General features: G+C 59.2%; 10 protein-coding genes and 1 pseudogene. 9 read left to right on the top strand and 2 right to left on the bottom strand.

Translation table 11 applies throughout. From position 1 onward, the window contains the following. Positions 1–23 precede the first annotated feature (23 nt). The 8 genes from IVB36_RS20250 (at position 24) to IVB36_RS20215 (ending at position 8,817) form a co-directional block, all read left to right on the top strand. Complete coding sequence (locus tag IVB36_RS20250) at positions 24–1,088, top strand: Gfo/Idh/MocA family oxidoreductase (RefSeq protein WP_247392831.1); 1,065 nt, start codon at positions 24–26, stop codon at positions 1,086–1,088. 52 nt (positions 1,089–1,140) lie between these two features. Then, positions 1,141–2,616, top strand: coding sequence for an oligosaccharide flippase family protein (locus tag IVB36_RS20245; RefSeq protein WP_247371994.1), 1,476 nt, complete (start codon positions 1,141–1,143; stop codon positions 2,614–2,616). Between the two features lie 35 nt (positions 2,617–2,651). Next, the gene (locus IVB36_RS20240) at positions 2,652–3,176 is read left to right on the top strand and encodes an acyltransferase (protein WP_247371992.1); all 525 of its coding nucleotides are present in this window, start codon (positions 2,652–2,654) and stop codon (positions 3,174–3,176) included. A gap of 92 nt (positions 3,177–3,268) precedes the next feature. Then, on the top strand, positions 3,269–4,447 hold the full coding sequence (locus tag IVB36_RS20235; protein ID WP_247371990.1) for a DegT/DnrJ/EryC1/StrS family aminotransferase: 1,179 nt from the start codon (positions 3,269–3,271) through the stop codon (positions 4,445–4,447). Beyond that, positions 4,444–5,442, top strand: coding sequence for an NAD-dependent epimerase/dehydratase family protein (locus IVB36_RS20230; RefSeq protein ID WP_247371988.1), 999 nt, complete (start codon positions 4,444–4,446; stop codon positions 5,440–5,442). The genes IVB36_RS20235 and IVB36_RS20230 overlap by 4 nt, the downstream gene beginning before the upstream one ends. Continuing rightward, positions 5,439–6,578, top strand: coding sequence for a DegT/DnrJ/EryC1/StrS family aminotransferase (locus tag IVB36_RS20225; protein WP_247371986.1), 1,140 nt, complete (start codon positions 5,439–5,441; stop codon positions 6,576–6,578). The genes IVB36_RS20230 and IVB36_RS20225 overlap by 4 nt, the downstream gene beginning before the upstream one ends. Beyond that, positions 6,575–8,065 (top strand): class I SAM-dependent methyltransferase, encoded by a 1,491-nt coding sequence (locus IVB36_RS20220; RefSeq protein WP_247371984.1) that lies wholly within the window; start codon positions 6,575–6,577, stop codon positions 8,063–8,065. The genes IVB36_RS20225 and IVB36_RS20220 overlap by 4 nt, the downstream gene beginning before the upstream one ends. Next, positions 8,062–8,817 (top strand): class I SAM-dependent methyltransferase, encoded by a 756-nt coding sequence (locus IVB36_RS20215; RefSeq protein WP_247371982.1) that lies wholly within the window; start codon positions 8,062–8,064, stop codon positions 8,815–8,817. Before IVB36_RS20220 ends, IVB36_RS20215 begins: the two co-directional genes overlap by 4 nt. Before the next feature lie 64 nt (positions 8,818–8,881). Here the strand turns inward: IVB36_RS20215 and IVB36_RS20210 are convergent, their stop codons facing one another. After that, on the bottom strand, positions 8,882–10,351 hold the full coding sequence (locus IVB36_RS20210) for a glycosyltransferase family 4 protein (RefSeq protein ID WP_247392824.1): 1,470 nt from the start codon (positions 10,349–10,351) through the stop codon (positions 8,882–8,884). 265 nt (positions 10,352–10,616) lie between these two features. On the opposite strand from IVB36_RS20210, the gene IVB36_RS20205 reads away from it, so the two are divergent. After that, positions 10,617–11,642, top strand: coding sequence for a glycosyltransferase (locus tag IVB36_RS20205; RefSeq protein ID WP_247392823.1), 1,026 nt, complete (start codon positions 10,617–10,619; stop codon positions 11,640–11,642). Here IVB36_RS20205 and IVB36_RS20200 read toward each other — a convergent pair. Further along, a pseudogene (locus tag IVB36_RS20200) lies at positions 11,595–12,114 on the bottom strand (IS5/IS1182 family transposase); the annotation flags it as partial. The gene IVB36_RS20205 and the pseudogene IVB36_RS20200 sit on opposite strands and share 48 nt — an antisense overlap.

The raw sequence follows: 12,114 nt of genomic DNA, 5'->3' as shown, positions 1-12,114 counted from the left end.
TCCCCGAATGGATCGAGGTCAGTATGCGAGATAGTCACCTGGGAATCGGGTTCGTGGGATACGGCTATTGGGGGCCCAATCTCGTTCGCAATTTCTCGATCAATCCCGCCGCCCGCGTCGTCAGCGTGAGCGACCTTGATCCAGGCAGGCTCGCCGCCATCAGGCAGCAGTACCCGGGGGTAGCGACCACCGCGCGATATGACGATCTGCTGAAGGACGCCTCGATCGATGCAATCGCCATCGCAACGCCGGTGCACACGCATTACGAGCTGGCAATGGCGGCGTTGAGAGCTGGCAAGCACGTGTTGGTCGAAAAACCCCTTGCGCCGAGTTCAGAGCAGGTGATGCGCCTGATCGACGAGGCGGATCGGCGCGGACTGATTTTGATGGTCGATCACACCTTTCTCTATACCCCGGCGGTTCAGAAGATTCGTGAGCTGTTGCTGAAGAGCGAGCTCGGAGACGTCTACTACTACGATAGCACACGCTCGAGCCTCGGATTGTTCCAGAAAGACGTAAATGTGATCTGGGATTTGGCAGTGCATGATATCTCGATCATTCATCACATCTTCGATGAGGAGCCGGTTGCGGTATCGGCAACAGGGTCGTGCCATGTCGTCGGTTCGCCGGAAAACATGGCGCATATCACATTGTTCTTTGCCAACGCATGTGTGGCCCATGTCAGCGTCAACTGGCTCTCGCCTGTCAAGGTCCGCCAGACGTTCATTGGCGGCAGCAAGAAGATGATCGTCTATGATGATCTCGAACCGACCGAAAAGATCAAGGTCTATGACAAGGGAATTACGCTCGACAGGCCTCCCGAGAGTGCCCATCAATTCCGGATTGGGTATCGCGCTGGTGACATGTGGGCTCCGCATATCTCGCCCAAGGAGGCGCTGCAAACGGAGGTCGAGCACTTTATCGACTGCGTGCGCACCGGGACGCAGCCGATCTCCAGCGGCATGTCCGGGCTGCGGGTGATCGAGGTGCTCGAGGCAGCTTCTCGATCAATCGCCAAGCAGGGCAAACCAATCCCGATCAGGCAATTGCCGCGGATGCTACCGGAGCGAGCCCGGGCCACGGCTTGATGGGCGGCTTGGCCGTGGCTGTTGGCCAGCCGAGCCCCGGGACGGAGTCTCGATGAATTCAGTGCATCGTTCAGTTCTGTTTTCCGGGGTGGACCGCTATGCCGCCCTTGTGCTGTTCCTTGTCTCGACCGCAGTGCTGTCGCGTCTGCTGACACCGGGCGAGTTCGGGGTCTTTGCGGTCGTCAATGCACTTACCGCCGTGATCGCCGCCGCCTTTCAGGAGTTTGGAGGGGCAAACTATCTGATTCAGAAGCATGAGCTGTCGCGCGGGACCATTCGCACGGCGTTTACTATCACCTGTATCATCTCGCTGGCAGTTGCGCTGATCCTGTCAGCTGGGGCCGACATCGTATCGCAACTCTTTGGGCAGGACAGCCTAAGGCAAGGTATCCAGGTTTCTGCGCTGAACCTTGTCCTTCTACCGTTCTCCGGAACGTTGGCCGCCCTGTTTCGTCGTGACATGCAGTTTGGGACGCTCGCGATCTGCAATCTTGCAAGCAACATGACGGTCGCGCTGGTTTCGATCGGGCTGGCGCTCCTGAACTTCAGCTACATGGCTCCGATCTGGGGTGGTGTGGCAGGAAGCATGGTTCTCACGGCCTTGCTGCTGAGCTCGTATCGGGATTTCGGCGTGTTGCGCCCTTCGCTGTCCGAATACCGCGACGTCCTCGGGTTCGGTCTCTATTCCAGCGGTGTCAGCGTCATCAATATCTTCTACAACCTCGCACCCCAGCTCTTTCTCGCGAAGATTCTCGATTTTGCGGCTGTGGGCCTCTATAGCCGGGCGATCAACCTGACTCAGGTATTCGACAGGCTCGTCACGCAGGTGCTGAACCCGATCATCATGCCGGCTATCGTGTCGAGGCGTGCAGCCGGGGCAGATCTAAAGGGCGTGTATCTGGACGCGGTCCAACTGCTTTCCGCCGTACAGTGGCCATTTCTCACCTTCGTAGCGATCATGGCAGAGCCGATCGTCTTGATCTGGCTTGGTGGAGCCTGGCTGGAGGTCGTGCCGCTGGTGCGGATTCTCTGCCTTGCAAATCTGGCGCTGTTCGCTGCGTGCCTGACCTATCCTGTATTCCTGGCGGTTGGACGCGTGCGCGACGCGCTTGTCTCATCCTTCATCTCGCTGCCGCCGTCGCTCCTTGCCCTTCTGGGCGCGTCCTTTTTTGGCGTGGAGGCGGTCGCAGCGTGCGCACTGCTGACGTTGCCGTTCCAGGCGGTGGTGGCGATATACTATCTCAGTCGGCATCTTGCGCTGCGGCCAAGCGAGTTTGGCCGTGCCGTTCTCAAGAGCGGTGTCGTCACGATGGTGACCGCGGTGGGCGTAGGCGCATGCGCGCTGTTGATCGAGGCAGGAATTCTCAATTTCGTTGTAGGCCTTATATCAGCGTTTGTGGTCGCCGCCTTCTGCTGGTGGTGGGGATTGATCGTAACAGGGCATCCTCTGCTGCAGCACCTTCGTCAAGCTGCGGCGGGTCTCGTCGAGGTGGCGCCCAGGCTGCGCCCGTCACGCTCGGTACTGTAGAGATTTTGCTCGATTGTGGAGACAGGGAAACTGACATGCCAATAAAGGAGACCCAGCTTGGTCGCGATGTCGGCATCCTGCATCCGGACCTGGTCAACCTGTATGGTTGCACCGTTGGTGACGAGAGCAGGATCGGAACCTTCGTCGAGATCCAGGCGGGGGCGGAGATAGGTGCGCGCTGCAAGATATCGTCGCACAGCTTCATCTGCGAAGGCGTTACGATCGAGGACGAAGTGTTCATCGGTCATGGCGTGATGTTCACGAACGATAAATTCCCGAAGGCAACGACCGCGGACGGTCGTCCTCAACAGGCGTCGGACTGGACGCTGCAGCGCACGCACGTCGGCAGGGGAGCGTCCATCGGATCGAACGCCACCATTCTGTGCGGTGTGACGATCGGAGAGGGGGCCTGCGTAGGCGCGGGTGCGGTGGTGACGAAGGACGTTCCGGCCGGGGCCACCGTCGCGGGCGTGCCCGCTCGGGTTCTGTCCGCAACTGAAGACATGGTCTTGGGCGGCGGCGGCTCGTCTGAGACGCAGCGGAAAGAGCATTACCGTTAATCTCTATCCAATCCGAATTTAATGCTTGATTTAATATAATAACGATATTTATATGCTGGATATAATTTCAATCCAATCCAAGGTCGTGAATCTTGATATCCTTCCTGGATCTGAAGGCTCAATATAGCCAGATCAAGCCCGAAATCGACGCCGCCGTGGCAAGAGTCATCGGTAGCGGGCACTTTGTGCTCGGGCCGGAGGTGAATGCCTTCGAGGGACGCTTTGCGGACTATTGCCGGACGGCCCATTGCCGCGCTGTGAACACCGGAACTTCGGCGCTTCACCTTGCCTTGCTGGCGACGGGGATCGGGCCGGGTGACGAAGTCATCACGGTATCCATGACCTTCGTCGCGACAACCGCGGCCATTCTCTACAGCGGCGCCAGGCCGGTGTTTGTCGACGTCGACCCTGTAACGTGGACGATGGATCCCGGCTTGATCGAAGCCGCGATCACGCCGCGAACCAAAGCCATTCTGCCGGTTCATCTCCATGGCTTGATGGCCGACATGGATCCCATCATGGAGATCGCGCGTCGTCACGGCCTGGTCGTCATCGAGGACGCCGCGCAGGCGCACGGGGCGGAATACCGGGGACGTCGCGCAGGTTCGATCGGCGATCTGGGATGCTTCAGCTTCTATCCTGGCAAGAATCTGGGTGCGTGCGGCGAGGGCGGGGCCGTCGTCACCGACCGGCCTGAATTCGCGCGCCGCGTGTCCCTGCTGCGCGATTGGGGCCAGGAGGCGAAATACGACCACGTCATCGCCGGATACAACTATCGCATGGACGAAATTCAGAGCGCGATACTGAACGTCAAGCTGGACTACATCGAACGCTGGACGGAAGCGCGCCGGTCGCTGGCCGAGCGATACGATGCACTGCTGTCTGATCTGCCATTCGTGCGTCCGCGGCCGCCCCGGCACGCCCGTCACGTCTATCACGTCTATGCAGTTAGATTGCAGGGCCGCGACGACACACTGGCGCGATTGCGTGATGCCGGAATCGGCGCCGGGATTCACTATCCGGTTCCGGTGCATCTGCAGAGAGCCTATGCGGAGCTCGGTTATCGCGCCGGTGATCTCCCCGTCACCGAGTTGCTTGCGAACGACTTCCTTTCCCTTCCCATCTACCCGGAGCTGCAGCCGGAACAGGCGGCCGAAGTTGTCGCCGCATTGACGAACGCAGTGGCGCTGCGGGCCGGCGTGGCCGTCAGCGACCGAGCGGAGCATCCACAAAGCGCCATGGCATGGTCCCACAACAGGAGAGCGTCTTGATTGATCTCAAGGGTAAACGCGTTCTGGTCACCGGCGGGGCGGGATTCATCGGATCTCACATCGTTGATCTGCTCTGCGACGAGGGCTGCATCGAAATCGTTGCCCTCGACAACATGGTCAGAGGCCGGCCGGAAAATCTCCGGCGCGCGCTCGGGCGCGGGCCGGTGAGACTGGTTCATGGCGACATTCGCGATCGCAAGCTGATGGAAGCGTTGGTCAAGGCGGCCGATATCGTCTTCCACCAAGCAGCGCTCCGCATCACGCATTGTGCGGCCGAACCGCGCCTCGCCAAGGAGGTCATGGTGGACGCCACCTACGACCTGCTGGAGCTGTGCATCAAGCACGACATTGAGAAGATCATCGCAGCGTCTTCGGCATCCGTATATGGCATGGCCGAGGAGTTTCCGACGACCGAGCGGCAGAATCCGTACAACAACCGGACTCTCTATGGAGCCGCCAAGGCCTTTAACGAAGGGCTACTGCGGGCCTTCAACGATGTATCCGGCCTCGACTATGTGGCGTTCCGGTATTTCAACGTCTACGGCAGCCGGATGGACATCCACGGGCGGTACACCGAGGTCTTGATCCGCTGGATGGGGCGCCTTGAGGCCGGATTGCCTCCCGTTATCTTTGGTGACGGTCGTCAGACCATGGATTTCGTCCACGTCCGCGACATCGCGCGTGCCAACATCCTTGCGGCCAGGTCAAAGATCACCGACGAGGTCTTCAACGTTGGAAGCGGCACTGAAACCAGCCTGACGGAGCTGGCTACGGCGCTTGCGTCCGTAATGGGACACCGCGGCCTGACGCCCGAGTTCGCGCCGGAGCGGTCGGTCAATCCGGTGCCGCGACGGCTGGCATCGACGGGGAAGGCGGAGCGTTTGCTGGGTTTCCGCACCACGGTTTCGCTGGAGCAGGGGCTCGCCGACCTCGTGAAATGGTGGCGATCCGAACGGGAGCTCGCTTCTGATCAGCGGCAGGCGGCGGCATCGTGATTCCGATCGCTGCGCCGCTGCTTGCGGAGGAAGAGGCCGACGCTGCGCGCGCAGCCGTGCTGTCGGGCTGGATCTCGCAAGGTCCGGAAGTGGCCGCATTCGAGCGCGAGTTCGCCGCACTTGTCGGCGCACCGCACGCCTGCGCCGTCTCGAATTGCACGACCGCCCTGCAGCTCGCCTTGGCGGCGCTGGACATCGGCATCGGAGACGAGGTGATCACGGTCAGCCATTCCTTCATCGCGACCGCAAACGTCATCCGACATCAGGGAGCCACTCCGGTTTTCGTCGATATCGAGCCGGAGACATATAATCTTGATTGCGCCCGGTTGGCCGAAGCCATCACCGAGCGTACGCGTGCGATCATCGTTGTCCATCAGATGGGCATGCCGTGCGATATAGCCGCGCTTCTGGCCATAGCGCGCCGCCACGGGATCGCCGTGATCGAGGACGCGGCCTGTGCTGCCGGATCGCAGATCCGGATGAACGGGGAATGGGAGTCGATCGGCAAGCCGCATGGCGACATTGCCTGCTTCTCCTTCCATCCGCGAAAGGTGATCACGACGGGTGAGGGGGGAATGCTCACCACCGCGAATGCCGAGCTTGATCGCAAATTCAAGCTCCTGCGTCAGCACGGCATGAGCGTTCCCGACACGGTGCGGCACAATTCGTCGTCCGTGATCTTCGAGGAATACGTCGTTGTGGGCTACAACTACCGAATGACGGACATGCAGGCCGCGATTGGGCGCAAACAGCTCGAGCGGCTCCCGGAACTGATAGCGCGCCGGCGAGCCGTCGCCGCCAATTATGCCGAACAGCTCGGCAATCTGGAAGGGTTGCGGTTACCGACTGAACCGGCGTGGGCCAGATCCAACTGGCAGAGCTATTGCGTACGTCTTCCAGACCGCCTCGACCAGCGCATCGTGATGCAACATCTCCTCGATAAGGGCATCGCAACCCGCCGCGGCATCATGTGCGCCCATCGTGAGCAGCCTTATTCGGGCCTTGTCCAGAGACAGGATCTGCGTCAATCCGAACTCGCCCAGGATCGGTCGATCTTGCTGCCCATCTATGCACAGATGAGCGCCGAGGAGACCTCGAGGGTGAGTGCTGCGGTGCGGGCAGAGTTGGAACGATGATCCCGGGGATCGCCGACCAAAAGGCATTGCAACTTTTGGTCGTGATCGCGAGCTATGGGACTGCCAATAATGCCTACCTGGATCGAGTGATCAAGGAATACCGGTCCATGTCGTTCGACGTGGACATCATCATTATCTCCAACATTGACAAGAAGCCGGCTGCAGATATCGAGTGTGTCGTTGGCCTTCCCAACAAGAATCCCTGGTCGCTTCCCTTCGCGCACAAGGAGTTGTTTGCAGCGCGGGCTGATCGGTATGATCTGTTCATTTATTCCGAAGACGATATCCTGGTCACTGAAAAAAATATTCGAGCGTTTCTCGACGTGACCTCCGTGTTGAATGAGGACGAGGTTGCCGGATGGATGCTCGTCGAGAGAGCGTCGAACGGCGAATTGAATTATCCGCAGGCCCACGGTTCCTTCCACTGGGATTGTACGTCGGTCAAGTCCAGGGGAATTTACCATCTTGCCCATTTTACCAACGAGCATGCTGCCAGCTATATGCTCACCCGGCAGCAGCTTGCAAGAGCAATTGGGTCCGGCGGTTTTTTCGTCGGGCCTCACGAAGGCAAGTACGACCTGCCTTGCACCGCTGCAACCGATCCATTCACCCAGTGTGGCTTCAAGAAGCTGATACCAATTTCCCATATCGATGATTTCTCGGCGCACCATTTACCGAACAAATATATCAACCGGCTCGGCGTCGATCGCCCACAATTGGACGCACAACTATCCGTCCTGATGCAGATCGCGCGTGAGGGGAACAATGCCGTTCCGCTGTTCAGCGCCGAGACCAGGCTCTGGCACGGCATGTATTCGAAAGACTACTACGAGCCGGCCAGGGACGAGGTGTTGTCCGCTGTACCGCAAAGCGCGGCCGTATTGTCGATCGGGTCCTGCTCGGCTGCAAACGAACGCCGACTGCTGGAGAGAGGTAACCGAGTGGTGACTATTCCCCTCGACCCCGTTGTGGGTAGCGGCCTGGCCCAGCTTGGGGCTGAGGTGGTGTTAGGGGACGTCATAACGGCGAGGTCAAAAATTGCAGCGGAGCGGTTTGACCGACTGCTGTTCGTTGATGTCTTGCAATTCATTCGTGATCCGGCGCATCTCCTCAATCTGTTTGCCGATCTCCTGGCTCCGGATGGACGAGTGATCATTTGCGCGCCAAACCACCCCTCTCTTCGGTACGCCTGGGAATGCGCGAAATCCAGCAGCGTCTTTCGACGCTGGGGGAGCTTCGATGCCGTGGGAATCCACGACACGACAGCCGGGAAAATTCAGAAGTGGTGTGCGCAAGCCGGTCTGGCGATCGAGAAGATTGAGAGGCGCGCTCCGCATCGCGCCAGTCCGAAGTTGAAATTCCTGTCTTCTGTGCTGGCGCCCGACCTTGTTGCGACCGCCACGAGGCGTGAATCGCTAAGGCCGTTCCTTCGCAAGGATCACGGCATGGAGCAAATGGAGGTTTCCAGAAGGAACGTCGTTCAATGAGCTTGGAGGCTGCCAGAAGAATCCAGATCGACGACATGCAGGGACGCGCTGGTGCTGCGCAGGACACTGCTGCGCAAAGCTACTACACCCGCTCTCGCCGCGAGATACGGTCGTTGCTGCCCAACCACGCCTCCCGGATCCTCGAAGTGGGACCTGGCGCAGGTTTCACTCTTGCCTGGCTCAAGTCGATCTACCCTGCCGCTACGACATTCGGAGTCGAGCTCAATCAAGAACTTGAAGCCGACCTGAAACAGAACGCCGATGTCGCGATGATCGGAGACGTCGACGATTTGGTATCAGGAGTCGGTAGCAAGTTTGACCTCATCTTGTTGCTTGATGTCCTTGAACACGTTCCGGATCCAACGCGCACACTTCAGGTCATCACCAGAAACCTTCTCATGGATGGTGGGCGCGTAATCGTTTCTGTTCCGAACATCGCACATCTGAGCGTGACGATTCCGCTGCTCTTCCGGCGTCGATTTGAATACACAGATTCGGGAATTCTTGACCGAACCCATTTTAAGTTCTTTGTCGAAGGCACCGCCGTCAAGCTTCTCAACGATTCAAGTCTGGTCGTTAAGGACGGTCTGATCACGGGCATTGAAGGTCCAAAATCGAAGATGTTGGATAGACTTACCTTCGGCGGCCTGACCCATCACCTGGCAAAGCAATATATTATGGCGGGTGAGCTCACCACTGCATTGATCGCGCAGCCGAAAATCAATTGGAAGAAGAACCGGCTGATCAGCTAGCGGAGCGATAGCCGTCAGGCGGACCGCTCCGATTCCCTAAGATGCGCACTGGCCGTCGGGCGCGTCAACTACGGGCGGGACAATCCGCGAATTCACCTTCGAGCATAGATCGTGAAATCGCCCCAAGCAGGACCTCGGCATGCCGTTTGGAGCATATGACGGGATCAAAACGGCCTTTTGAATCTGCCGACAGTTGTTCGCGCACCCCGGACCAATAGTCGCGATGGGCAACGACTGACTTCATGGCGGAGACGAGTTCATCCATATTCTTCTGCGGCTGAAATCGCATAAGGCTCGAACTATGCCAATTTGCGCTTTCAGGATCGCCAACAGGGTTCGGCACCACGAAGCCTCGGCTACCGTCCAGACCGATCTGCTCACGCGCGCCGCCGACGTCACTCACGATTGTGGGCAAACCCGCGCTTAGCGCTTCCATGGAGGCCAATGACCATCCCTCAAAGAAGGAGTTCAGAACAAAGCAATCGGCGGCGGCCAGCAGGATGGACGGATCCGGAAACGAATGCCGGAGGTGAATTCGATCCTTGCAAGGCATCTTGTCGCGAAGCGTACAGACTTGACGCGTGTACACAGTATCGTCCAGGCGGCCGGCGATCAGCAGATGTACGTTGTGATGATCTTCTGCGACTTCGGAGAATGCCCGCACCAGGCCGTATGCATTCTTCTGGACGGTGTGACGACCGAGCGAGAGAAAGAGAAACTCGTCATTGAGGCCCAGCCAAGCCCGGGCCTTCGACCGGTTCACCGGCGGGCGATGTGTCTGGTTGAATGCATTGGGGATGGTGATGACCGCACGATCGGAATAGGCCGGATTGCCCGACAGGTACTGACGCCGCACGAGCTCGCTTACCGCGACAAAGCAGGTGACGTGTTCCGATCTCTGACGTTCTTCCGTCCAATTGGTGCTTATGGGAGTTGGAATGCCGTGGAGCGTCTCCACGACCGGAACGCGGGCGTCTTTGGCCGCCTGCAAGAGCCAACCCGGCGGATCGTGCGCGCTGATAACGTCAGGACGGTTCGCTTTGATCCAGAGACAAGCGTCGCTTGGTGAGGCGGCAACGACCGCCGTGCCTTCCCTCTGCAAGGTCGTGAACAGTTGTCCGACGGGCGCCGACGATGAATGTGCGCACATGACCGTTACGCGAAGCCCGAAATGGGGGAGGCGACGCGCAAGAAAGGCGACAAATTCATCCAGCCCGCCGGCGTCGAGCACCGGAGTGACGATGAGGCAATGGACACTTCCCGGCGACACGAGAAAGTCGTCGGGATTCGACACGCTGCTGGTCGGAATAGAGGCGGGCGCCGCCGGTGCATGCGGCGCGACTGTCGCATCGTACGGCATGAGCGGCTTCGACCAGTCGTCAACGAGACCGTCGCTTCCGGAAGCCAACCGGCTGCCGATGAGCAGTTTCTTCCCGACGCGTCTCAGGCTTGGCGGCAGTCGCCAGGAATTTCGTTGTGCCCAAAGCGTCGCGCGCCCTCGTAAGGAAAGGTCGTTCTGGCTGATACCCTTCATGAGTTCGAATGCTCGTCCGTCCCGATTTCCTGATGCGGATACGTAAACTGAAAATTAAGGATTAGATATATATTGCACCGAACTAGAAATCCAATTAAATCGTTGGCATTATTATCTCGATCATTGTTTTGGATATCCGATCAGATATGTCGCTTCATGACTTGATGAACAGCCGGCGCGGATCGGGGACAATCAACATTGGGATGCGGGGCTCGAGAAGCATGGAAAGCGCCTTCCAGAGGCCTTCGGCGGGAATGGATGCGCCGTGAGTTCCGTAGATGCGATCATTCCCTGCTATCAGTATGGGCATTTCCTTTGGGAATGCGCCGACAGCATATTGAGGCAGTGCGGACCCGAGTTGCGGCTGCTGATTATTGACGATGCGTCGACGGATAATACACCCCAGGTCGCGGAGGAACTGGTTCGTGCAGATTCTCGGGTCGAGTTTCGCAGGCATGCCGTCAACCACGGTCACATCTCCACTTTCAACGAGGGGCTCGCCTGGGCCGCTGCGGACTACATGATTCTGCTCTCCGCAGACGATTACTTGATGCCGGGTGCGATCGAGAGGTCGGTGAGGCTGATGGATGACAATCCCTCCGTCGGCCTCACGTTTGGAGGCGCAGTCGCGCTTCACCAAGGTCACGAGGAGGTTGTGCCGCTGCCGCCTGAACTTGGGGCTGGTACGAAGACACTGGCCGGCCGCGATTTCATCAAAATGGGGGGCTCTCGAAACATAGTTCTGGCGCCGAGCGTGATGGTGCGGACGAGCCTGCAGAAGAAGGTGGGGGGATACTTACCGGATTTGACGCACAGCGGCGATATGGAGATGTGGTTGCGGTTCGCCGCGCATGGCCCTGTCGGCTTCATCGATGCGATCCAGGCTGTGTATCGACGACATTCAACCAACATGTCGGGCGGGTATTCTGCCGAGCAGGACTTCCTTCAACGCAAACTGGCGTTGGAGCACTTCCTTGATAGCTGCGCCGGGGTGCTTCCGGACGTCGATGATCTTCGGTCCTGGCTGACGAACCATCTGGCGCTCGACACGATCAATTGTGCGAGCCGTGCCTTCAATGACGGAGACGTCGGACTATCGGAGCGCCTTTTGGCGGTTGCGTCAAAGCTGGACCCGGCGGTCACGAGATCGCGTCGTTGGTGGCTGCTCGCCTGCAAACGGCGGTTGGGATTGCGCGGGTGGCAGTTGCTGCGACCCGCCATCGAGCGGCTAAAGAGTCGTCCGTTAAGAAGCCGAATTGAGCGGGAGCGGACAGGCAAGCGTATGCGATAGCTGGATCAGGAAGAGGCACAAGAGTTCTCTGAGCCAGGCGAGGATACGGCGGAAGTTGTGGCCGACTGCTGAGAGCACGACGTTGGCGGCGTCGCCGGCGCGGCCTTTGAGATAGCAGCGGCCAAGGTGACCTTCGGCCTTCAGATGTCCGATGATGGGCTCGATGGCGGAGCGGCGCCGGAGCTCGCGCTTGATGGCGCCGAACACGCCGCGCTTCTGGCCCGAAATGAAGACGCGACGTGGATTTTGCGTGTCGTGGCCGCGATATCCCTTGTCGACATAGGCCCGCTCGATCGGACAGCCGGTGAGCGCCTCGGTGCGGTCGATGACGTCCCGCAGGGTATGACCGTCGTAGGGATTATCGGGCAGCGACCTGGCATGCAGTACGAACAGGCCACCGGGAGCTCGGCGATTGTTGGTGACGATGGAGGCCTTCACGCCGAACTCGTAAGGGGCTGAGGCCTTGCCTTTG

The sequence above is a fragment of the Bradyrhizobium sp. 35 genome (assembly GCF_023073215.1).
In the GTDB taxonomy this organism is placed as follows: Bacteria; Pseudomonadota; Alphaproteobacteria; order Rhizobiales; family Xanthobacteraceae; genus Bradyrhizobium; species Bradyrhizobium canariense_D.
This window is presented reverse-complemented; position numbering and strand designations above follow the sequence as displayed.